This is a genomic window from Paraburkholderia phenoliruptrix (assembly GCF_047325075.1).
GTDB classification, from domain to species: Bacteria; Pseudomonadota; Gammaproteobacteria; order Burkholderiales; family Burkholderiaceae; genus Paraburkholderia; species Paraburkholderia phenoliruptrix.
Window position 1 is genome coordinate 235,857 of record NZ_CP168531.1, and the last position, 23,315, is coordinate 259,171.

19 protein-coding genes are annotated in these 23,315 nt (G+C 65.2%); 14 read left to right on the forward strand and 5 right to left on the reverse strand.

Annotated elements, in window-relative coordinates:
- The first annotated feature begins 109 nt into the window (after window positions 1-109).
- Window positions 110-1,321: an MFS transporter gene (locus ACEN8U_RS12990; RefSeq protein ID WP_413658377.1), complete on the forward strand. Its 1,212-nt coding sequence runs from the start codon at window positions 110-112 to the stop codon at window positions 1,319-1,321.
- Window positions 1,322-1,590: 269 nt separating this feature from the next.
- The gene (locus tag ACEN8U_RS12995; RefSeq protein WP_310104737.1) at window positions 1,591-2,997 is read left to right on the forward strand and encodes a collagen-like triple helix repeat-containing protein; all 1,407 of its coding nucleotides are present in this window, start codon (window positions 1,591-1,593) and stop codon (window positions 2,995-2,997) included.
- A gap of 392 nt (window positions 2,998-3,389) precedes the next feature.
- On the opposite strand, the gene ACEN8U_RS13000 is transcribed toward ACEN8U_RS12995, so the two are convergent.
- Together ACEN8U_RS13000 and ACEN8U_RS13005 are read right to left on the reverse strand one after the other, a co-directional pair.
- Window positions 3,390-4,535: a branched-chain amino acid ABC transporter substrate-binding protein gene (locus tag ACEN8U_RS13000; RefSeq protein WP_013586871.1), complete on the reverse strand. Its 1,146-nt coding sequence runs from the start codon at window positions 4,533-4,535 to the stop codon at window positions 3,390-3,392.
- A 486-nt stretch (window positions 4,536-5,021) separates the two neighbouring features.
- Entirely contained in the window at window positions 5,022-6,122 is a 1,101-nt protein-coding gene (locus tag ACEN8U_RS13005) for a nitronate monooxygenase (protein ID WP_310104734.1), read from the reverse strand.
- Here ACEN8U_RS13005 and ACEN8U_RS13010 point away from each other — a divergent pair.
- From ACEN8U_RS13010 to ACEN8U_RS13020, 3 genes are all read left to right on the forward strand, one after another.
- On the forward strand, window positions 6,121-6,336 hold the full coding sequence (locus tag ACEN8U_RS13010; RefSeq protein WP_167330862.1) for a hypothetical protein: 216 nt from the start codon (window positions 6,121-6,123) through the stop codon (window positions 6,334-6,336). The two genes, ACEN8U_RS13005 and ACEN8U_RS13010, sit on opposite strands and share 2 nt — an antisense overlap.
- A 90-nt stretch (window positions 6,337-6,426) precedes the next feature.
- The gene (locus tag ACEN8U_RS13015) at window positions 6,427-7,125 is read left to right on the forward strand and encodes a dienelactone hydrolase family protein (RefSeq protein ID WP_041745938.1); all 699 of its coding nucleotides are present in this window, start codon (window positions 6,427-6,429) and stop codon (window positions 7,123-7,125) included.
- 80 nt (window positions 7,126-7,205) lie between these two features.
- A complete protein-coding gene (locus tag ACEN8U_RS13020; RefSeq protein WP_015001418.1) occupies window positions 7,206-8,726 on the forward strand; it encodes an amidase in 1,521 nt (506 codons plus the stop codon).
- 154 nt (window positions 8,727-8,880) lie between these two features.
- Here the strand turns inward: ACEN8U_RS13020 and ACEN8U_RS13025 are convergent, their stop codons facing one another.
- From ACEN8U_RS13025 to ACEN8U_RS13035, 3 genes are all read right to left on the reverse strand, one after another.
- Entirely contained in the window at window positions 8,881-9,192 is a 312-nt protein-coding gene (locus tag ACEN8U_RS13025) for a high-potential iron-sulfur protein (protein WP_013586867.1), read from the reverse strand.
- Between the two features lie 163 nt (window positions 9,193-9,355).
- Window positions 9,356-10,462: an NAD(P)/FAD-dependent oxidoreductase gene (locus ACEN8U_RS13030; RefSeq protein WP_015001416.1), complete on the reverse strand. Its 1,107-nt coding sequence runs from the start codon at window positions 10,460-10,462 to the stop codon at window positions 9,356-9,358.
- 271 nt (window positions 10,463-10,733) lie between these two features.
- Window positions 10,734-11,711: an AAA family ATPase gene (locus tag ACEN8U_RS13035; RefSeq protein ID WP_041744847.1), complete on the reverse strand. Its 978-nt coding sequence runs from the start codon at window positions 11,709-11,711 to the stop codon at window positions 10,734-10,736.
- A gap of 289 nt (window positions 11,712-12,000) precedes the next feature.
- Here ACEN8U_RS13035 and ACEN8U_RS13040 point away from each other — a divergent pair, with 289 nt between their 5' ends.
- The 9 genes from ACEN8U_RS13040 (at window position 12,001) to ACEN8U_RS13080 (ending at window position 23,231) form a co-directional block, all read left to right on the forward strand.
- Window positions 12,001-12,549, forward strand: coding sequence for a hypothetical protein (locus ACEN8U_RS13040; protein ID WP_310104726.1), 549 nt, complete (start codon window positions 12,001-12,003; stop codon window positions 12,547-12,549).
- Between the two features lie 143 nt (window positions 12,550-12,692).
- Complete coding sequence (locus ACEN8U_RS13045) at window positions 12,693-13,490, forward strand: endonuclease/exonuclease/phosphatase family protein (RefSeq protein ID WP_013586863.1); 798 nt, start codon at window positions 12,693-12,695, stop codon at window positions 13,488-13,490.
- 721 nt (window positions 13,491-14,211) lie between these two features.
- Window positions 14,212-14,982 (forward strand): ferredoxin--NADP reductase, encoded by a 771-nt coding sequence (locus tag ACEN8U_RS13050; protein WP_013586862.1) that lies wholly within the window; start codon window positions 14,212-14,214, stop codon window positions 14,980-14,982.
- A 416-nt stretch (window positions 14,983-15,398) separates the two neighbouring features.
- Window positions 15,399-16,274, forward strand: coding sequence for a sensor histidine kinase (locus ACEN8U_RS13055; protein ID WP_041744844.1), 876 nt, complete (start codon window positions 15,399-15,401; stop codon window positions 16,272-16,274).
- Between the two features lie 10 nt (window positions 16,275-16,284).
- The gene (gene rqpR / locus ACEN8U_RS13060; protein WP_015001412.1) at window positions 16,285-16,941 is read left to right on the forward strand and encodes a response regulator transcription factor RqpR; all 657 of its coding nucleotides are present in this window, start codon (window positions 16,285-16,287) and stop codon (window positions 16,939-16,941) included.
- 195 nt (window positions 16,942-17,136) lie between these two features.
- Window positions 17,137-18,528, forward strand: a complete 1,392-nt coding sequence (locus tag ACEN8U_RS13065) for an amino acid permease (protein ID WP_028362455.1) — start codon at window positions 17,137-17,139, stop codon at window positions 18,526-18,528.
- A gap of 954 nt (window positions 18,529-19,482) precedes the next feature.
- Window positions 19,483-20,013, forward strand: a complete 531-nt coding sequence (locus ACEN8U_RS13070; RefSeq protein ID WP_310104722.1) for a (2Fe-2S)-binding protein — start codon at window positions 19,483-19,485, stop codon at window positions 20,011-20,013.
- Window positions 20,014-20,023: 10 nt separating this feature from the next.
- Window positions 20,024-22,411, forward strand: coding sequence for a xanthine dehydrogenase family protein molybdopterin-binding subunit (locus tag ACEN8U_RS13075; protein WP_015001409.1), 2,388 nt, complete (start codon window positions 20,024-20,026; stop codon window positions 22,409-22,411).
- A gap of 22 nt (window positions 22,412-22,433) precedes the next feature.
- Complete coding sequence (locus tag ACEN8U_RS13080) at window positions 22,434-23,231, forward strand: xanthine dehydrogenase family protein subunit M (RefSeq protein WP_310104718.1); 798 nt, start codon at window positions 22,434-22,436, stop codon at window positions 23,229-23,231.
- The last annotated feature ends 84 nt before the right edge of the window (window positions 23,232-23,315 follow it).

Below are 23,315 nucleotides of genomic sequence, written 5' to 3' on the forward strand. Positions count from 1 at the left end.
CAAAACCAGCAATCCGATGGCTTCAAGCATAAGACAGCGCGCTTCGTTAGAATCGGAAATTCGCTTTCAGTGCGCTTTCTTTCGCATCTTTCTTCTACTCGAGACTTCCGTGTCCGATCGCTCGACCGACTTCGCCGCCATTCCCGCCGCTCACCGAAACCTGTCTGACACGGCGCGCCAGCGCGCGCGCGTGGCGACGATGGCGCTGTTTTTCATCGCCGGGATGGTGTACGGCTCGTGGGGCGTGCATGTGCCGACCGTGCGCGACCGCTTCCACTTGAGCCCGGCCTTGCTGTCGCTCGCGCTCCTCGCGGTCGCCGGCGGCTCGATCGGGGCGATGGCGGCCGATGCATCGTGGATCGCGCGGGTCGGCACGCGGCGCGCGTGTCTCACCGGCGGCCTCGTGATGGCGGCCTGCGTCGCACTGATTCTCGTGGCGCCGTATTACTGGTTGCTGCTGATCGTGCTGACCCTCTTCGGTGCGGGCATGGCCACGCTCGACGTCGCGATGAACGCCGAAGCCAGCGCCGTCGAGAAGGCGCTGCGCAAGCCGATCATGTCGTCGTTGCATGGCATGTTCAGCGTCGGCGGGATGGTCGGCGCGGCAGTCGGCGGCGCGCTGCTCGCGCATGGCATGGCGCCGGCTGTGCATCTTGCGCTGGCCTCGGCCGTCAGCGCGCTAGTGCTGATCGTGGCCTGCCCGTCGGTGCTGCCGCATGTGCCGCACGACGAGCATCCGGATTCGGCGACACCGCGCGCGAACCGCTGGCGCTCGCCCGCGTTGTGGGCGCTCGGCACGATGGCGCTCGTCGCGCTGATCGCCGAAGGCGCCATGTACGACTGGGCGACGGTTTATATGCGCGACGTCGTCCTCGCGACGCCGGCTTCCGCCAGCGCCGCCTATGCGGCGTTTTCCGGCGGCATGGCAGCCGCGCGTTTTGCCGGCGACGCGGTGCGCGCGCGCTTCGGCGCGCCGCAACTGGTGATGGGCAGCGCGACGCTCGCGCTTGTCGGCATGATCGGCGCGCTGTTGCTGCCGACGCCGGTCGCAGCCCTGACGGGCTTCACGCTGATGGGTCTCGGCCTCGCCAACATGATGCCGGTGCTGTTCGCGGCCGCCGCTAGCGTGAAGGGCATCCACGCCGCCGAAGGACTCGCGCATGTCGCGGGGCTGGCGTATTTCGGGCTGCTGTTCGGACCGGTCGTGATCGGCGCGGTGGCGCAGGTGACGAACCTGTCGATCGGGCTCTCCGTGGTCGCAGTGTGCTGCGCGCTGATCGCAGTCCTGGGTCCGAAGGTGCTGCAGCGGCTGAAAATCTAGCAGGTGCTCGCCTGCTGAGCTGGGGGCGCGCGCCACGGTCTTCCTCGCGGACTTCGGTCCGCCAATGCGCCGCGTTACGTTACACGCGGACTTCGCGCGAACGTGTTCCGGCGCACACTCGCTTCGCCGAAGTCATTTGCGATTCGCGCCGCCTGCCCGTAAACCGTTGCCCCGCTTGATGTTCGGCGGTCGCGTCATGCCAGCCGCAGAAAATGGCACAGACGTTGCAGTTAGCTCCCCAGCGGTTTCCAAACTACGGGGAGCAGACCATGAATCGCACGTTCAGACTGACGGCCATCGCGATGTGTGTATCGTCGATGATCGTCCTGACAGGATGCGGAAGCACATTGACCTCGGCGGGCTTGAAGAGCGGCTCGGGCGGCGGCACGCCGACGCCGACCCCGACGCCCACACCTTCACCGACACCAACGCCGAGCCCCAGCCCGAGCCCCGGTCCGAGCCCCACGCCGTCGCCGGGCAGCGCCAACCCCATCAATAAAGTGGTCCAAAGCACGGGTAGTGTCGTGACGGCGGCCGGTCAGACGGTCTCCGCGATCGGCAATCAGATTGCGCTCACGCCGATCCCCGGCACGAACGCCGCCACATCGGCGGCACTGGGCGGCGTCGTATCCAACCTGGGCAACGGCGTGACGGCGGTGGGCAGCGGCGTGGCGAACGGCCTCGGCCAGCTCGGCAGTTCCACCGACCCGCTCGGCACCACGCTCGCGAGCAGCGGCAACCTCGTGTATGACGCGGGCCAGGCCGTCAACAGCACGGGCCAGCTCGTCACAAGTCTCGGCAGTGGCCCCACGGCGCCGCTCAGTCCGCTTTCGACCCCGCTAGGCGGCGCCGTCTCGACGCTCGGCAACACCGTCAGCGGTATCGGCACGCAATTGGGCGCGCAGTTGACGGGCGGCGCCGTCCAGCAAGTCACGCAGCCGGCCACCACCGCCATCGCTCCGATCACGACGACACTCGCGCAGACGACTCAAACCATCGGCGACACGAGCGGCCTCGGCTTACCGCTCAACGGCCTGCTATCCACACTCGGCCAAAGCCTCAGCAGCGCCGGCTCACAGATCGGCAGCGCGACCGGCAATGCAGCCGGCCAGGGTCTCGGCGACGTGGTCAGCCGGCTCGGCGACACGGTGACCGCTGCGGGAAGCCTGTTCACCGCGGGCGGAACGGCAAGCGGCACACCGCTGGGCGGCACACCGCTCGCGCCTTTGTCCAGCCTGTTGACCGCGCTCCCCGGCACATTGAGCGGCGGTCTCGCCGGCGGCAGCGGATCGACGAGCCCGCTTGCGCCGCTGACGAGCGTCATCGGTACATTGAGCGGCGGCTCCTTAGGCACTGGCACTGGCGCGGGCGGCGCGCTCGGGCCGCTCACCGGCGTGCTGAGCTCGGTGACGGGCGCACTGAGCGGAGCCTCGGGCGGCGGCGCAAATCCGCTGGCGCCGTTGACGTCGACCGTGTCGAGCTTAACCGGCACACTCGGCTCGGCCACGGGCGCGGCCAACGGCGGCGCAAGCAGCGCGACCGGCAATCCGCTCGCGCCGATCACCGGCTTGCTCACGACAGCGACCGGCACATTGACCGGAGCGGCGACTTCGACTGGCAGCACGAACGGCGCCGGTCTGCTCGGCGGCCTGGGCAGCCTGGCCACGAAGAAGTAACCAATAGGCGCGGGGAACAACAGCGGATAAGAACAACGGATAACAGCAGCAGATAACGACGCAAACAATAAAGCGTCGCAAGGGAGGTGGCGAGCCGGGCAACCGGCTCGCTGTTTTTTAACGCTACGGCTAATGCCGTGTGCCCACCGCATTCACTCGTACACGTGATGGATTCAGGCCTCACGCGTGCAGCAACTGGAAAGTAGCACTGCTCAGCAACCGCTCACGCAACGCATACGACTCGCCCGCAAACGATTGCGTCAGCACGCGCGCAAAGCGCCCGACCGCACGCCCTGCAACCTCAAAAGAAAAAAGGCACGCGGCCCAAAGGGTCACGTGCCTTCCTGAACATCCGGCGGCGGACAGCGCACGGCTGCCGCCCCGATGCGGTATTACATCTTCACCACGTCGAGCAGCGTCTTCTTGCCCGACTTGTAGTTGTACAGCGAGATCACGCCGTGCTTCAGATCGCCCTTCGAGTCGAAGGTCGTCTCGCCGATGACACCCTTGTAGTCGGTGTTCGGCATTGCAGCCAGGATCTTCGCCGGATCGGTCGAGTTAGCGCGCTTCATTGCGTCGACGATGATGTACACCGCGTCATACGTGAACGGAGCGTAAATCTGGATCGGCTGGCCGAAACGCTTCTGATACTTCGCCTGGAACGCCGAACCGCCTTCCATCTTCTCGAGCGCCATGCCGGCTTCCGAGCAGACGATGTTGTCGGTCGCGTCGCCGGCCAGATCGGACAGCTTGTCGGTACACACGCCGTCGCCTGCCAGCACCTTCGCGCGCAGGCCGAGCTGCTTGGCTTGCTTCGCGAACGGGCCGCCGGTGGCGTCCATGCCGCCGTACATGATCGCGTCCGGGTTTTCACCCTTGATCTTCGTCAGAATGGCGCGGAAGTCGACAGCCTTGTCGTTCGTCGCGTCATGCGACATGACGTTCAGACCCAGCGACTTGGCCGTCTTTTCAAATTCGTTCGCGAGACCCTGGCCGTAAGCAGTCGAGTCGTCGACGATCGCGACGCTCTTCACTTTCAGGCCCTTGGCTGCGTAGTTAGCCAGTGCCGGACCTTGCTGCGCATCGGTCGCGACGACGCGGTACGTCGTCTTGAAGCCTTGTTGCGTGTAAGCCGGGTTCGTTGCCGACGGCGAGATCTGCACGATGCCTGCATCGCTATAGATCTTCGAAGCCGGGATCGACGTGCCCGAGTTCAAGTGGCCGACCACTGCGACGACCTTGTCGTCGACCAGCTTCTGCGCGACTTGCGTAGCAGTACGCGGGTCGGCTGCGTCGTCCTGTGCGTCGAGTTGCAGCGTGATCTTCTGGCCGCCGATCGTCAGGCCCTTCGCGTTGATTTCCTCAACCGCGAGGCGCGCGCCGTTTTCGTTGTCTTTCCCCAGGTGAGCGATACCGCCAGTCAGCGGTGCAACGTGACCGATCTTGACAACCGTGTCCGCCGCGGCCGTTGTTGCCAACGTTGCGAACAGCATCGCCGCAGCGCTGATCGGCAACAGCTTTTGAATCTTGATGTTCATGTAAGTCTCCAGTTTCGGTCCCAAAAACAACGTAATCGCCCTGTGCCCCCGCTTCCCCAACACGTGTCGCTCAGTCCCGTGGACGACCACGCCGGTTGCATCGTTCATGCACTTGGCAGCACGCCTGCCGGACTGTTTGTGACAGGCGGCAAACCGTACTTGCGCGCAAGTGTAGGCTATCAAATTAATTTGTGGGACTTTTTTGAGGAAGTGGGATGAACACTAATAGCGTTTATCCAGCGGCGCCGGGTCCCGGCGTGCCTCGCGGGCCGCAAAGCACCGTCCCATGCGGGTTTGCGCTATATGGACAATGCGCCGGAGGGTAACACCTCAAGCTTTTGGCGACTCGAACCGTTAATGTTTCGAATGCGGTTCCGAATGACGTTTCGAATGCGGTTTCGAACCAGGTTTTTTGCCGCTTGGGCGCGTATGTTGAAAACGAGGCGCGCCGCGAGCGGGGGCGGCGCGCGTCGGACTCGCTCGCGATCAGAGTTTGAATGCGGCGATGCGTGCGCTCGCCGCGCGCCATTCTTCTTCCAGTTGCGCCATCAGCTCGGCCGCGCCGAAGTCCTCGCCGCGCGCGCGGCCAAGCGGCGCGCCCTGCCCCGACCACAGCGACAGATAGTCGCCGTTCTGCGCGCGGCCGGCCGTTTGCCGCAACTCCTGCGTCAGGGCGTTTTGTACGGGATACGGCGCGATCTTCTGCGGCGCGTCGCTCAAACGCTGCATCAGCGGATTGCGGATGCCGCGTGCATGGCGGCCCGTGATGGCGCGCGTCACCGAAGTCGACGTGTCGGAGATAGAGCGCAGCCGCTCTTTCCATATCTGCGGAATCGCGCTCTCGCGAGAAGTGAGAAACGCCGTGCCCATGACCGCCGCTTGCGCGCCGAGCGCAAGCGCGGCGACGATGCCGCGTCCGTCCATGATGCCGCCCGCGGCGAGCACCGGCAGTCCGGTTGCGTCGACGAGTTGCGGCACGAGCGCCATGGTGCCGACGAGCGCTTCTTCAAACGAACCGATGAAGGTGCCGCGATGCGCGCCCGCCTCCGAGCCTTGCGCGGCAATGGCATCGGCGCCCGCGTCGCGCCACGCGACACCTTCGGCGACATGCGTCGCGGTGCCGATCACATATTGGCCGTTGGCATGCAGCCGCGCGACGTCCTCGCGGGAAAGCAGCCCGAACGTAAAGCTCACCACCGGCACGCGCGATTCGATCAGCGCCTCGAGCTGCGCGCGAAAATCCGGCGCGTAGCGTTCGAGCGGCCGGCCCGGCGGCAAGCCGAGGTCCGCACGCACCGGGTCGATGGCTTCCAGCGCGCGGCGCACGGTGGCGTCGTCGGGCGAGGCCGGCTCCAGCACGAACAGATTGACGCCGAACGGACGATCGGTCAGCGCGCGGATCGCCGCGACGTCGCTGGCAATTTTCTCCGGCGAGAGCGCCGCGCCGGCCAGCGTGCCGAGGCCGCCGTTATTCGACACCGCGGCGACCAGCTCGGGCGTCGTGGCGCCCGCCATGGGCGCCTGCACGACCGGCACGCGCAAGCCAAAACGCTCGGCAAACGGCGTCACAAAATTGCCTTCACTCATGATCGATTCTCCTTCGCGCAATCTGCTCGCCATCACGGCGAACCACCACGTTGGACTCTACCGGGGCCGTGCGCAACGGGAAAATGAATTATCGAGAACGTTTCGATCGTCAGAGGAGATTGCCTCGGCGACCCGCGCCCGGCATGCCTTTGAAGGCTGCTCGCAAGGCTCGCGCGGGCCTGCCTGCATCAGCATTCTTTTGATGGCAAACTGACCGCCCGCTTCAGGCATCCGAGCCTCCTGCTTTCAATTCGACGCAACTCGCAGACTCAACTCGCGCGCCCGCGCGACTATGGAGAACACCATGAGCATCACTTCCCGATGGATCGACATTCCTGCCGGCAATGACACGTTCGGCGGCTACCTGGCGTTGCCCAAGAGCGGCAAGGGACCGGCCGTCATCATCATTCAGGAAATCTTCGGCGTGAACAGCCATATCCGCTCGGTCGCGGATCAATATGCGCAAGACGGCTACATCGCGCTTGCGCCAGACGTTTTCTGGCGCGTGCAGCCGCGCGTCGAGCTGACGTATGAAGGCGCCGACCGCGCGAAGGGCATCGAGCTGATGCAGAAGCTGAACGCAGACGAAGCCGCCGACGACATCGGCGCCGCAGCCGCAGCGCTGCGAGCGATGCCCGAAGTCACCGGCAAGATCGCCGCGATCGGCTTCTGCTTCGGCGGACGGCTCGCGTATATGGCGGCGGCGCGCGGCAGCGTCGACGCGGCCGTCGCCTATTACGGCGGCGGCATTCAGAACCAGCTCGACGAAGCCGCGAAGATCAAGGTGCCGATGCAGTTCCATTACGGCGAACTGGACGCGCATATTCCGCTGTCGGCCGTCGGCCAGATTCAGGAGCGCTTTGCGGGCCGCACCGATACCGAGTTTCACATTTATCCGAACGCCGATCACGGCTTCAACTGTTCGGACCGTGCGTCGTACAACCAGCGCGCCGCCGCACTCGCGCACGGCCGCACGTTGACGTTCCTCGGCGAGCGGCTGTAAATGATGCAAGGGGCGCGGTTCATCACGGCCGCGCTCGCGACGTCCCGCCCCCAACATCCGACAGCGAGGCACCACCCGCCGTGCTATCCGACTATCTTGCCCATGACGCCCTCGGCCTCGCCGAACTCGTGCGCACTCGCCAAGCCAGCGCGCGTGAGCTGCTCGACACGGCCATTTCGCGCGCGGAGGCGGTCAATCCGGCGATCAACGCGATTGTGCTGAAGGACTATGACACGGCCCGCGAACGCGCGTCGCGTTACGACGCGAGGAATGTCGACGGCGCACACGCCGGCGGCCTGCCAGCCACGCACAGCGCGCTCGCCGGCGTGCCGTACCTGATCAAGGATCTCGGCGCCCCGGTCGCCGGCCTGCCCATGACGATGGGCAGCCGCCACTACCGCCACTTCATTCCCGCCGACGACGCGCCGGTGGTTGCGCTCGCCAAAGCAGCGGGTCTCAACATCTTCGGCAAGACGAGCACGTCGGAGCTCGGCCAGATGCCTTATACGGAGCCCGAACTATTCGGCGCGTGCCGCAATCCGTGGAATCTCGACCATACGCCGGGCGGCTCCAGCGGCGGCGCGGCGGCGGCCGTCGCCGCCGGCGTGGTGCCGCTCGCGCATGCGTCGGACGGCGGCGGTTCGATCCGCATTCCCGCCTCGTGTTGCGGCCTCTTCGGGCTCAAGCCGTCGCGTGGGCGCGTGCCGCGCATGCCCGCTGCGGTCGCGGCGGGCGAACTCGGTGTCGACCACGCCGTCTCGCGCAGCGTGCGCGACAGCGCGTTGTTGCTGGACCTGCTTGCAGGCAACGCGGACCGTCCGCTCGGCGCCCCAGGCACGTTCCTCGGTGCGAGCCGCGAGCCGTGCACACCGTTGAATATCGCCTACGTCACCGAGCCGATGCTCGCCCCCTCGCTTTCCGCCGACGCGCGCGCCGCGCTCGACGACGCCGCGCAACTGGCCAGCTCGCTGGGCCATCGCATCGAGCCGATTTCGCTCGGCATCGATTTCGCGGCGGTCCGTCATGCGTTTCTCACGCTGTGGTCCGTCACGGCAGAAGATCTCGTGCTGAACGCCGAGCGCATCACCGGACGCAAGCCGCTGCGCGAGGAGTTCGAAGTCTCCACCTGGGCGATGGCGCACGTGGGCCGCAAGCTCGGTGAGCGCGGCCTGCCGGGTGCGCTCGAAGAACAGCGCCGCATCACCGAACGTCTGACCGATCTGTTGAGCCGCTACGACGTGATCCTGTGTGCGACGCTCGCAGGCGCGCCCATCAAGATCGGCGAGATGCAGCCGACGCCGGCCGAGCGCATGCAGATGCGCGCGGTCAGCGCCATGCCGCTCGAACCGCTGATGAAGAAGCTGCTTGCGGAGGCGTCGAACAAGGCCTTTGCGTGGGCGGGCTGCACCGAACTGTTCAATCTGAGCGGCCAGCCGGCCATGTCGATACCGCTTTACTGGAATGCCCGCGGACTGCCCATCGGCGTCCAGTTCGCGGCGCGCGACGGCGGCGAAGCGACGCTCCTGCGCCTCGCCGCGCAACTGGAAGCCGCGCGGCCCTGGTTCGACAAACGGCCGCCGCTCATGAAGGCGCGCAGCTAGGCCTGTTTTTGAGCCACAAAACGACGCTGCCGCGCGCGGCGGCAGGCGCTTTGTCGGGGGTTCGTCTGCGAAACGCCGTCATGTTGCAGCGCACATGAGCCGCAACATGAGAGCAACATGAGAGCAACATGAGCGCAGCACGGCAGACGCGCGATCAGGCCTTCTTGTTATAGGCGCTGCACCAGCCCTTGGCCGCGACCTGTTTGCCGGCGAACATCGGACACGGCGCATAGGCATCGCCTGCCTTGCCCTGATAGAAGCTGCAGTTGCCGCAGTCCTGCCCCGGTGCGTACTTCGCGAACTTGGCCTTGTCCACCTTGCTGGCGTCTTCCTTGTAGCCGAGCGCCTGGGCGGTCGGATCGCTTTCGGCGACCTTCGGCGCGTCCGCGAACGCCTGGCGGGAAAGCGCGAGCGACGAGGCAACGCCGATACTGGAAATCAAAAACGTACGACGGGAAGCTTTCATGGGGACTCACTCCATTTATATTGAACTGATCGCCGTTCTGATGACAGCGGTCCCCAAGCATAGCAACGAAGCCGCCGAAAGTGACGGGTCAAATGATAGAGATAAGCGAATCGCTACGACGTCGCACCGTGCTGCATGACGCGTGACGCATGACCAAGCCCGCTCACGCGCGTCCGCTCAGTTCGCAGACCCGCTGCGCGATGGCGAGCGACGCAGTCAAACCCGGCGACTCGATGCCGAACAGATTGACGAGTCCGCGCACGCCATGCGCGGCCGGCCCCTGAATGACGAAGTCGGCGGCGGGTTCGCCGGGGCCCGAGAGTTTCGGACGAATGCCCGCATACGCGGGCTGCAACGCGTTGTCCGGCAGCGCGGGCCAGTACGCGCGAATCGCCGCGTAAAAAGATTCGGCGCGCTGCGGATCGACGTCGTAATTGATGGCGTCGACCCATTCGACGTCCGGGCCGAAACGCGCCTGCCCGCCTAAGTCGATGGTCAGATGCACGCCGAGCCCCGCTTCGTTCGGCATCGGATAAATCAGGCGGCTGAACGGCGCGCGTCCCGAGATGCTGAAGTAGTTGCCGCGCGCAAGATAAAGCGGCGGAACGTGGCGCGCGTCGAGTCCGCGGATGCTGCGCGCCAGCGCATTCGCATGCAGCCCCGCGCTGTTGATCACGCACGCGGCGCTGATCGTGGCCGGCGCGGCGCCACCCACTTTGATGACGAAACGGCCATTGCTTGCCTCGATCGATTCGACGGGCGAGTGAAACGCAAACACCGCGCCGTCGCGTTCGGCATCGCCCTGCAACGCCAGCATCAATTGATGACTGTCGACAATGCCCGTCTGCGGCGAGAAGACCGCCGCGACGCATTCGAGCGCCGGCTCGAGCGCCTGCGCCTCGCTGCCGGAAATGCGCATCAGGTCGAGCACGCCGTTTTCGCGGCCCTTGTGCATGAGGCCGTCGAGCTGCGGAATCTGATTGTTCGACGTCGCAACGAGCAGCTTGCCGCAGCGCGCATGCGGCACGTGACGCTCCACGCAATAGTCATAGAGCATCTCGCGGCCCCGCACGCACAGCGTGGCCTTCAGCGAGCCGCGCGGATAGTAGATGCCGGCGTGAATCACCTCGCTGTTGCGCGAACTCGTACCCACGCCAATCGCCTCGGCGGCTTCCAGCACGATCACTTCGCGCCCGCGCGCCGCCAGCGCACGCGCTACCGCGAGCCCGACCACGCCCGCGCCGACCACCACACATTCGATCTGATCCATGTCCCTCGACGCAGCCGACTTCGCCGCGCGCCGCCTCGTTCATCCATGTAGATGGCCAGCATGCGGCCACCGAGCGCCCGTCACCGCTCGCTGCCGAACGCACTGCCGTTTTGCAGCGGGTTTGCAACGGTTTTGCAACCGCCGCCTGAAATTGTACGACGGCGCACAGACGGCGATGCGCAGCGCGGTGTCAGGCCGTGTCGCACCGTGTGGCGCCGCGGGCATCGTGCCGGGATTCGCCGCATTGCCCACGGCAATGACCCACGGTTGCTCAGAAGCCGATCGGCCGGCGCCGGTTGCCAAAATCGAGCCGTATGTCGCCGCCGCCGATTTCGTCGCGTCCGTCAATCCGCGCCGCGCCGAAGCCGTTCAGAATGGCCCGCCGCATTTCGCGCGGCGACGCGTTCTTGAGCGCGTCGAGCGCGGCGTCGCCGAGCAGCTCCGGAAACCGCAGCCCCCATGTGTGCGCGCCGCGAATTTCCGCGTAGATGGACTGCGCGATGCGGCGCGCGCCGTCACGGTCGGGCGGTGGAATTTCATACACGTTCATCCGGTTCAGGATCGGCTCGGGAATCGAGCGCTCGTCGTTCGCCGTGGCGATCCAGATCACATGACCGGCATTGATCGGAATCTCGGCGAATTCGTCGATGAAAGTCTGCGCCGTGTCGTGCTCCAGTAGCGCGTACAACGCGCCGAGCGGATCGTATTGCGAGTCGCCGGTGGCCTTGTCGATTTCGTCGACGGTAATGACCGGGTTCGCGTAGCTGCCGTTCACGAGCGCGTCGAAGACCTTGCCCGGCTTGGCGTTTTTCCATTGCGACGACGCGCCCGAAAGAATCCACCCGGCCGTCAACGAACTCATCGCGACGTATTGATAAGCCGTGCCGAGCAGGCGCGCTAACTGCTTCGCGAAATGCGTCTTGCCGATGCCGGGGTCGCCGAGCAGCAGGATCGGCATCAATTCGAGGCGGTCCTCGGTCTCGAGACAGAGCGCGACCTGTTTGCGGATGTCGTCGAGCGGGTCGGCGAAGTTGGGCAGCGCGCCGATCAGATCGTCGATGGACGGCATGCGGTTCGGCTTCACGCAGAAGCGCAGATTGCCGGTTTTCAGCATCTTTTCGTAGGTGGTGCGCAACGCGTCGTTTGCGCCCTCGCTGAGGTCGTTCAGCGCGGTCTCGACCTGATCGAGGTCGTACACCTGACTGAACGATGCCACGGCGATTTCCTGTTTGACCATTGCTGTTGTCATTGCTCACCCCGTTTGGCTGGCCTTGCTGGCGGCATCCGCTGGACGCCGTTTCAAGTCCAGTTTAACGAGGACAGATCGGCACGCAAGCCAGCAGTCATGCGGCTCTGCTGCTAACGGACGAGTCTGACGGCGACGCGCGCGGCCCGGCGGCAGGAATTCCCGGCGCGCGTCGAAATGCATTGTTGCTGAACCCGGCCCCGTTTAACGTGTCAGAAAAAGGGTTCCGCTCATCAGGCGTAAGATGACCCTCTGACCAGGCTGCCGGACGCAGTCACCGGAGATGTGTTCTATGTGGAAAACCAGTATCGCGGCTGTCCTGCTCGGCACTTCGTTGCTTGCACAGGCACAACAACGGCCGCCGCAGCAGGTCGTGCAGTGGGAGCTGCAGGTGTTGCGCGACGGCCAGCAGATCGATACGTTCGGTGGCACCACCACGGTCGGCCAGGCGCGTACGGACACGCATCACCAAGTCGTGCAGCATAACGTCGGCTGCAAGGATCAGCCGGCGGGCAGCATCGACCTGTCGCGCACGCTGACGGTGTCGCCGTTGCGCGCGGACGGCAACGAAGTGACGCTCTCCATCGAGGCGCAGGAAACCCTGGAGGATCCCGCTGCGCGCCAGACCGACACCGGCTGCAAGCTGCCGCCGCAGCCGCGCCAGGTGAGCGCGAGCCATCCGGGCCTGAAGGTGACGGCGGGTCAATGGACAAACTGGACGATCGTCGACAAGGATCCGACGCTCGTCTACCGCGTGCGGGCTAGCCTGACGAATGGCGCGAACGGCACCGTCGCCGCGAGCACATCCAGCGCGGCCACTGCGGCCAGCGCGGCAAAGTGAACCAGCGGCAGACGAGCTGCAGACGAACTGCGGTCAAGCCGTAAGCGAAAGGTTGAAATGCGAAGCTAAAGCGCCAACCTGAACGTCGCGCGAACAACGCACGAATACTCGAAGCCCCGAAAACAGAACGTGGATAACGCGGCATGCGAAACCCCGAAGAATTGATCCGCGAAAGCGCAGCACCTAAAGATTTCGTGGCGGTGAGCTGGAACCTGCACAAGGGCCGCACGCCGCTCGGCTTTCAGGCCTGGCAGGCCATGCAGCGCTGGGTTCAGTCGACCCACGCAGACGCCTATTTCCTGCAGGAGGCGATGGCGCGCCGCATGCCGTCGCCGGTCCTCGCGAGCAGCTTCGGCGCGCCCGTCACGGATCCTCTGAACGATGTGTGGCATTGCCAGGCGACTGAAATCGCGCGGGCGCTGCAGCTCGAAATCGCGCTCGGGCCGAACGTGTTCAAGCCGTCGTGGCGGCACGGCAATGCGATCCTGTCGCCGCATCCGCTGGATCTCGGCGGACGGTGGGACATTTCCGCGCATCGCTTCGAAAAACGCGGGTTGCTGGTCGCGCGCGCGACTTTCGGCGGCCACTCGGTCACATTGCTGTGCGCGCACCTCGCGCTGACGCGCTCGGCGCGCCTGCGTCAGATGAACTGGATCGCCCATTGGATCACGAAGGAAGCGCCGGACGGCCCGCTCGTGCTGGCCGGCGATTTCAACGACTGGCGCAACGACTCCGTGCCGCTTTTCGCTGAGCACGGCCTGCAGGAAGTCGCCACGCTGCTCGGCGAATCGGGGCGCACGTTCCCGGCATTTTCGCCCGCGCTTGCGCTCGACAAGATGTTCGTGCGCGGCATGAAGCCGGTCGAGTGGATCCAGCCGACGCAGGAAACCGCATGGCTGTCGGATCACTTGCCTTATATGGCGCGGCTGCGCGTGGAGTGATGGCGCTGAATGCGCGCCGCGCCGAATCGCGCAGGGGCGCTGCCATCGCGTCTTTTTAAGTGCGATTGCGTCCGAAACGTCCGAACGGGCTGACTGAGGACCGCGTAACAACCGCGGGCCCTGTGCACCGCGGCTTCGAACATCCGCTTCGCCGCAGCTTCCCTGCCGCGCTTCGGCACACCGCCATGCGCCTGCCGTTGGCGCATTTCCCCGAGCGTTTGCCTGCTTTAGTGGCAGGGTCTATGCTGCGCCGCACGGCAGCTTTGGGTATCATCCTGAAAATGCTGCCCACGCGGCGCGCCTACCCGGCGCCAGCCGGACAGCCGGTGGCAGCCGCCCTGCGCGGCCCTCGTCCATCGCCGTACCCCTGGTGACGCGCGGCTGCAATCACGCCAGGTACTTTCCGTCGCCGGGCGTAACTGGAATCCGACGGACCCGGCGCCGACGCTTCCAGCACCGGTAACCCGTTTGACGAGCTTGACGAGCGCCGCCTGGCAACAGCCGCTCGACCGCATCATTCGCTTTTGATTTGCGTTTTTTGATTTGCGTTTCTGATCTGCTTTCTCGCGCTCAATCGCCGCGCCTCGGGCCGTCGGCAGCGGGCGCGGTAAAATAACGGATTGCGCGCCGTTCCCGCTCGCGGGCGAGCGCAGCATTGCCCTTGCCGTGCCGGCCGGCTTGAACGACTGGCCGCCTTTGTTTTCGCACTATCCACGAAGCCATGAGCAACCTGAATTCACAAACCGTCCTGAGCGTCCATCACTGGACCGATACGCTTTTCAGCTTCACCTGCACGCGCGATCCGTCGTTCCGTTTTGAAAACGGCCAGTTCACGATGGTGGGCCTCGAAGTCGACGGCAAGCCGCTGCTGCGCGCGTACAGCCTCGCCAGTGCGAATTACGAAGAACACCTCGAATTCCTGAGCATCAAGGTGCAGGACGGCCCGCTCACGTCGCGGTTGCAGCATCTGAAGGTGGGCGACCAGGTCCTGATCGGCAAGAAGCCGGTCGGCACGCTGATGGCCGACAACCTGCTGCCCGGCAAGACGCTGTGGCTGCTGTCCACCGGCACGGGGCTCGCGCCGTTCATGTCGATCATCAAAGATCCGGACATTTACGACCGCTATGAGCGCGTGATCCTCACGCATACCTGCCGTTTCGTCGACGAACTGGCGTACAAGGAATACATCACCGACCACTTGCCGGCGCACGAGCACCTCGGCGAACTGGTGCAGGAAAAGCTGCTGTACTACCCCACGGTCACGCGTGAAGCGTTCCAGAACCGCGGCCGTATTACCGAGCTGATCGAAACCGAAAAACTCTTCGCCGACCTCGGCGTGCCGGGCTTCTCGCTGGAAGACGACCGCGTCATGCTGTGCGGCAGCCCGCACATGCTGCGCGACACGCGCAAGCTGCTCGACGACATGGGCTTCCAGGAAGGCAGCAACAATGCGCCGGGCCATTACGTGGTCGAAAAGGCGTTCGTCGGTTAAGCGGTTTTTCGCGGCTGGCGCCGCGAATCAAGCAAAGGAGCCTTCCGGCTCCTTTTTTTTCGCCGTTACAATTGCGCGTCCCACGTTTGACATTTGCTGTCGGCATTGTTCCTACATAAGAAGCTGGCGGCGTCGTCAACCATTACACGAAAGATTGGCGCTAACCCTTGGTGGGACTGTATTTTTTGTTTTTTTACGATATGATCGCGGCGCACCGTCAGTCGATTTAAACGCCGCTCATGGTACGACCCGTATGTTACAGAATGTAAATTTCGTTACGTGGCTGCGTAGTGATTTGCCCGTCGTGCTGCTCTGATACGGCCATTCTGGAGGCCAGAGACCTTATGTGTTCTTTCGTCTTCGCGGCGCCGACGCGCCACTCTTTCGCTGTCCACGCCGCTTTCTGAGTGAAGGTCATGGATACGCCGACGGTCGTCCCCTTCGCAAGCCATCCTTCCGCCCCATCGCCGCTCGGCGCTTTCGGCGCGGGCGCAGCTGCCGCGGCGCGGGTCGAGCGCGAGCTGGCGCGCTTGCGGGCGCGGGTGCGCGAACTGTCCGCCGAACTGGTTCGGGCGCAGGAAGCGGCCTGCCGCCACGTCGCGCGCGAACTGCACGACGGCGTGGGCGCGGAGTTGACCGCGACACGCTTTGCGCTCGCCGGCGTCGAAACGTGGCTGCCCGCCGAGGCGCCCGCGCAATGCTCGGCGGCGCTTGCCGTAGCCAACCGCTCGCTGGACGCCGTGTGCGCCGCGACGCGTCAAGCGGTGGCCGAACTGCATACGCCTGCGCTCGAAGCCGGGATTGTGGGCGCGCTCGCCCAGTGGACGGGCGACTTCGCCGCGCGCACCCAGCTGCGCACGAGCTTCGTCTGCGCGGCCGACCTGCGCCTCACGCGTCTGCCGGCCGACGCGGCGCTGGCCATATTTCGCGTCGCGCAGGAAGCGCTGAACAACATCGCCAAACATGCGCGCGCCGAATCCGCCGACGTGCGCATCGAAACCAGCCGCCGCCATCTGACGCTGATCGTCGCTGACGACGGCGTGGGCGTTTCGCGCAACGCGCATCGCAGAAGCGGCCATTTCGGCCTGAGCGGGATGAAAGCGCGCTGCGCGGCGTTCGACGGCACGCTGCGCGTGACCGCCCGGCGCGGCGAACAGCCGGCTTCGAGCCCGGCGCGGCGCGGCGAGCGCGAAGGCGCAGGCGCCCGCGGCACGCTCGTGCGCGCGCGCTTTGCGTGGGACGCGATGCTCGCCGACGCTCAACCGGCCGGCCTGCGCGCCGTGCAATCGTGAGCGCCCGGTCATGAGCCTGCGCATCCTCCTCGCCGACGATCACGCCGTGGTTCGCCAGGGCGTGCGTCAATTGCTGCTGGATCGCGGCGTGGCGCGCGAGGTCACCGAAGCGCAGTCGGGCGCGGAGGCGCTCGAGGCGGTGGCGGCCCACAGCTACGACGTGGTGCTGCTCGACATCTCCCTGCCGGACATGAACGGCGTCGAAGTGCTCAAGCGCATCAAGCGCAAGGCGCCGCGCCTCGCGGTGCTGATGTTTTCGATGTATCGCGAGGATCAGTACGCCGTGCGCGCGCTGAAGGCCGGCGCGGCCGGCTATCTGTCGAAAACCGTCGACGCCGCCCAGATGATCGGCGCCATCCAGCAAGTCGCGGCCGGCCGCAAATATGTGAGCCCCGCGATGGCGGAGGCGCTTGCCGATTACGTGTCCTTCGACGGCGAGCAGCTGCCGCACGAAAAGCTGTCCGATCGCGAATATCAGACCCTGTGCATGCTCGCGTCGGGCAAACGGCTGACGGACATTGCCGAGGCGCTGTCGCTGTCGGTGAAAACGGTGAGCGTGTACCGCTCGCGCCTGCTCGAAAAAATGAAGCTGCGCAACAACGCGGAGCTCACTTTCTATGTGATGAGCAACCGCCTCGTCGACCTCAATCCGGCGATGGCGGGCTGAACTCGGGCGGCCCGGGCGCCCTCGCCGCCCGGCGGGCCCTTTCTCCGGCCGCGTTGTCTTCAAGGCGCCGACAGGTCCTTGGCACCCCAACTCCCTGTGCGTCCCAAAAAGGTGCACGCGCGTGCATCCGCTAAAATTGCGGGTTTCCCCGACATTCGGCGCGCAACACGCGTGCACTACTGGAGACCCCCGCCAATGTCCCTGTTTCGCAAGAAGAGCGTCGAGCACATGCTCGCGACGAGCGCCCAGAACGCCGGGCTCAAGAAGGCGCTCGGCGCGCTGGACCTGACGTTTCTCGGCGTCGGCGCCATTATCGGCACCGGCATTTTTGTGCTGACGGGCACGGGCGCGGTCCAGGCCGGCCCGGCGCTGATGATCTCGTTTCTGATCGCGGCCGTCGCGTGCGGCTTCGCGGCGCTCGCGTACGCCGAGTTTGCGTCGACGATTCCGGTCGCGGGCTCCATCTACACGTACTCGTACGCGACGCTCGGCGAACTGGCGGCGTGGATTATCGGCTGGGATCTCATGCTGGAATACGGGCTTGCCACCTCCGCTGTTTCCGTCGGCTGGTCGGGTTATCTGCAGTCGCTCCTGTCCGGTTTCGGCGTCTCCTTGCCCGTCGCGCTGACGGCGGCGCCTGGCGCGCTGCCCGGCCACGAGACGCTCTTCAATCTGCCCGCGTTCCTCGTGATGATGGCGATTACGGCGCTGTTGTCGGTCGGCGTGCGCGAGTCCGCGCGGATCAACAACATCATGGTCGCGATCAAGGTGACGGTGGTGTTGCTCGTGATCGCCGTGGGCGTGTTCCACGTGACGCCGGCGAACTGGCATCCGTTCATGCCGAACGGCTGGAACGGCGTGTTCGGCGCGGCGGCGGTCATGTTCTTCGCGTTCATTGGCTTCGACTCGGTGTCGTCTGCCGCGGAAGAGGTGAAAAACCCGAAGCGCGATCTGCCCATCGGCATCATCGCGTCGCTCGGCGTGTGCGCGGTGCTGTATGTCGCGGTGGCGGCCGTGGTGACGGGCATTGTGCCGTCGGCGCAATTCGCGAACATTTCGCACCCGGTGTCTTACGCGCTGCAGGTGGCCGGTCAGAAGTGGGTGGCGGGCTTCATCGATCTGGGCGCGGTGCTCGGCATGCTGACGGTGATCCTCGTGATGGCTTACGGCCAGACGCGCGTGATCTTCGCGATGTCGCGCGACGGTTTGTTGCCCGCGCGGCTTTCGCGCGTGCATCCGCGTTTTGCAACGCCGTTCTTTACGACGTGGCTGGTCGGCATTTTCTTCGGGCTGATCGGGGCGCTCGTGCCGCTGAACGTACTGGCGGAACTGATCAACATTGGCACGCTGGCGGCGTTTTCGATGGTGTCGATAGCGGTTCTGGTTTTGCGCAGGACGCATCCTGAGTTGCCGCGTGCGTTCCGCTGCCCGGGCGTGCCGGTGGTGCCGGTGCTCGCTGTCGCGTCGTGTCTGTTTTTAATGGTCAATCTGCAGGCTGTGACGTGGGTGGCGTTTCTGGTTTGGCTGGTGGTGGGGATGGTGATTTATTTTGGGTATTCGAGGAGACGGTCGAAGTTGGCGGGTTGAATCGCCTGCGGCGGGGTTGTTTTTTGTGCTTCTGGATGGTTTTTTTAAACCCTTGGCCTTTCCTTGAATTCACGGTGGTCTATTTGTGTTGCCCTGTGCGGGGCGGCACTTACTTTCTTTGCCGCCGCAAAGAAAGTAAGCAAAGAAAGCGGGCTCACACCGCCAGCTTATAAGCGGGTCCCCTGGCTCGGAGGGGGCAGTGGTGCATCTGGAATCCGTGCTCTCGCACACTCCGCGCTGGTGACAAGGCAGTCATGCTTCCGGCGGCGCTTCGCGCGCCGTAGCGGTCGTTCACCCAACCATCGTCGTCGCTCGCGCCGCCTCGACTTCAGACGCCAAGCCGTCTGGTCCCGGAAAATAGCCGGCTCAGTGCGGCCATTTCTTTTCGTTTGCCGGTATCCAAATCTTTGATCAGCCAGATCGCTCCTCCGCGAGCGGAACGCCTGTGCGGCCTCCGCCCCGCGCTGCCTTGTCCTTCGCCTCTGCGCCGAGGCGAAGCCGATGGCCCCCGCCGCGAGCAGTCGGTGTTGGGGGCGCACCTTCCGGCGAGCACGCAGTGCGAGGCGGGAAGCATGACTGCCTTGTCACGAGCGCGGAATGTGCGAGGACACCGATTCCAGATGCACCACTCCCCCCTCCAAGCCAGGGGACCCGCTTATGAGCTGGCGGTGTGAGCCCGCTTTCTTTGCTTACTTTCTTTGCGGCGGCAAAGAAAGTAAGTGCCGCCCCGCACAGGGGCAACGCTAATAGACCACCGTGAATTCAAGGAAAGGCCAAGGGGTTTCAAAAAACCATCCAGAAAAACAAAAAACCCCTCATAGCGCCCCCGCCCAATTTGTGCTTTACTTTTCGGCAGACTCATAAAAAAACCGCAGCACCCTAATCGGACCCAACGAACAGGCAGGCTGAAGGCAGAACAAGAGCGGTCCGGTTTTCCCCTAAGGAGACGACTTCATGGCGATCAGCATTAGTCTGACGGTGAACGGCGCGCCCATCAGCGCTTCAGTCGAGCCCGGCACCCTGCTTGTTCAGTTCCTTCGCGATCAACTCCGCTTGACCGGCACGCACGTCGGCTGCGACACGGCCCAGTGCGGCGCATGCACCGTCCACCTGGACGGCCGCGCGATCAAATCGTGCAACATCCTCGCAGCGCAGGCAGACGGCGCGCAGGTGACCACCATCGAAGGCCTCGCCAAAGACGGCGCGCTACATCCCATGCAAGCCGCCTTCAAGCACTGCCACGGCCTGCAATGCGGCTTCTGCACACCCGGCATGGTGATGAGCGCCATCTCGCTCGTGACGCGTCAGCCCGACCTCACCGGCGATGACGTGCGCGCGCAGCTCGACGGCAATCTGTGCCGCTGCACCGGCTATCACAACATCGTGAAGGCGGTGCTCGAAGGCGCCGAGGGCATGAAGTCGTCCGGCGCGGCAAAGGCAACGACAAGCGCAACGGCCACCGCCACCGCGCAAACCACCGCCTGAGGAGCCGACGATGAACGCACCCGACACGCCCAACCTGATCGGCGCTTCCGTCGAACGTAAGGAAGACTATCGATTCCTGACCGGCAACGGCCAGTACACCGACGACATCCTGCTGCCTCAGCAGACCTACGCGGTATTTCTGCGCTCGCCGCACGCGCACGCCAGGATCAACAGCATCGACACCACCGCGGCGAAGCAGTCGCCGGGCGTGGTCGCCATCTTCACCGGCCAGGACATGGCGGTGGAAAACGTCGGCGGCCTGCCGTGCGGCTGGCTGATCCACAGTACCGACGGCAAGCCGATGAACGAGCCGCCGCATCCGATCATCGCGCACACGAAAGTGCGCCACGTCGGCGATCAGGTCGCGCTCGTCATCGCCGACTCGATCAAGGCCGCGAAAGACGCCGCCGAGCTGATCGAGGTCGACTACGACGTGCTGCCCGCCGTGGTCGACACGGCGCATGCAGCCGACCCCGGCCAGCCGGCCGTGCACGACGAAGTGCCGGACAACGTCTGCTACAACTGGGGCCACGGCGACAAAGCGGCCACCGACGCCGCCTTCGCCAAAGCCGCGCACGTCACCACACTCGACATCGTCAACAACCGCCTCGTGCCGAACGCGATCGAACCGCGCGCGGTCAACGCGAGCTATTCGCCGCAGGACGACAGCTACACGCTCTACGTCGCGAATCAGAATCCGCACGTGGAGCGCCTGCTGATGGCCGCGTTCGTCCTCTCGTTGCCGGAGTCGAAGTTGCGCGTGATCGCGCCCGACGTCGGCGGCGGCTTCGGTTCGAAAATCTTTCTGTACGCCGAAGATGTTGCGCTCACCTGGGCGTCGAAGAAAATTCGCCGTCCGGTGAAGTGGACGGCCGAGCGCTCCGAAGCCTTCCTGTCGGACGCGCATGGCCGCGATCATGTGACGAAAGCCGAGCTCGCGCTCGACGCCGACGGCAAGTTCCTCGGCATGCGCATTCACACCATCGCGAACATGGGCGCGTATCTGTCCACCTTCGCCTCCAGCGTGCCCACCATCCTCTACGCGACGCTACTCGCCGGCCAGTATGCGACGCCCGCCATTTACGCGGAGGTGAAGGCCGTCTTCACGAACACCGTTCCCGTCGATGCGTATCGCGGCGCCGGCCGCCCCGAAGCGACCTACGTCGTGGAGAGGCTCGTCGAAACGGCCGCCCGCGAGATGAAGATCGACCCGGCCGAGATTCGCCGCCGCAACTTCATCCGCGAATTTCCGTATGCGACACCGGTCGGCCTGACTTACGACACGGGCGACTACGAAACGATCCTCGCGCGCTCGCTCGAGCTCGCCGACGTGAAGGGCTTCGAAGCGCGCCGCCGGCAATCCGAACAGAACGGCAAGCGGCGCGGCCTCGGCTATTCCTGCTATATCGAGGCGTGCGGACTCGCGCCGTCGAACATTGCCGGCGCGCTCGGCGCACGCGCGGGTCTCTTCGAAGTCGGGCAGATCCGCGTGCATCCGACCGGCTCCGTCACCGTGTTCACCGGCTCGCACAGTCACGGCCAGGGACACGAAACGACCTTTGCGCAAGTGGTCGCGGACCGGCTCGGCATTCCGCTCGAAAGCGTCGAGATCGTGCACGGCGACACCGGGCGCATTCCGTTCGGCATGGGCACGTATGGCTCGCGCTCCATCGCGGTCGGCGGCTCGGCGATCATGAAAGCGCTCGACAAGATCGAAGCGAAGGCGAAGAAGATCGCCGCGCATCTGCTCGAAGCGGCCGCGGAAGACATCGAGTTCAAGGACGGCGTGTTCCGCGTGGCCGGCACCGATCGCACGAAGGCCTTCGCCGACATTTCGCTCGCGGCCTATGTGCCGCACAACTATCCGCTCGAAGTGCTGGAGCCGGGCCTAGAAGAAAGCGCCTTCTACGACCCGAGCAACTTCACGTATCCGTCGGGCGCGTACATCTGCGAAATCGAGGTCGATCCGGACACGGGCGTGTGCCAGATCCAGCAGTTCACAGCCGTGGATGATTTCGGCAATGTGATCAACCCGATGATCGTCGAAGGCCAGGTGCACGGCGGCCTCGCACAAGGCATCGGCCAGGCCATGCTGGAGCGCTGCGTGTACGACAAGGAAAGCGGCCAGTTGCTGTCCGGCTCGTATATGGACTACGCGATGCCGCACGCGTCGGACTTGCCGGACTTCACCGTCGAGACCGCGAAGGGCACGCCGTGCACGCACAATCCGCTCGGCGTCAAAGGTTGCGGCGAAGCGGGCGCGATCGGCTCGCCGCCCGCGGTGATCAACGCGATCATCGACGCGCTCGCGCCACTCGGCGTGACCGATCTGCAGATGCCCGCCACGCCGCATCGCGTGTGGTCGGCCATTCACGCGGCAAAGCAGGCAGCCCTTTGATATCCTGAGCGGAGCATTCGACATGTATTCATTCGAGTATCAACGCGCGACGGACCCGCAAGCGGCCGCCGCAGCCATTGCCGCCGACAGCGACGCGAAGTTCCTCGCGGGCGGACAGAGCCTCCTGCCGACCATGCGGCTTCGTCTCGCGCAGCCGTCGCAACTGATCGACGTGACGCGCATTCCCGCGCTCAAGTCGATCACCGTCGACGCGAACATGGTGAAGATCGGCGCCGCCGTCTGTCACGCGGATGTCGCGGAGCATGCCGAGTTGCGCCGCGTGCTGCCGGCGCTCGCGGACCTCGCCGCGCATATCGGCGACCGGCAGGTGCGCGCGCTCGGCACGCTGGGCGGCTCGCTCGCCAACAACGATCCGGCCGCCTGCTACCCGGCCGCGGCAATGGGGCTCGACGCCACCCTCGTCACGCAACGCCGGCGCATTTCATCCAGCGACTTCTTCGTGGGCATGTACGAGACCGCGCTGGAGCCGGACGAGCTGATCGTCGCCGTTGAATTTCCGGTGCCCGAGCGCGCGGCGTACGAGAAATTCCGCAATCCGGCCTCGCACTTCGCGCTCGTGGGCGTGTTCGTGGCGAAGTTCGCGAGCGGCGTGCGCGTCGCGGCGACGGGCGCGGCATCCTCGGTGTTTCGCGTGTCCGAACTGGAAAGCGCGTTGACGGCGAACTTCACGCCCGAGGCCGCGCGCGCGGTCAGCCTGCCGGCCGCGGATCTGAACGACGACATGCACGCGAGCGCCGAGTATCGCGCGCACCTGATTCCGATACTCGCGGCGCGCGCGGTGGCGATGGCGAATAGTTAGCCATCCTTTGTATTGACAGCCGGCGCGGGTCTGCACGCTCGCGCCGGCTGTATTCGCTCAAGCGCGCCGCTGAGCGCGGATTTC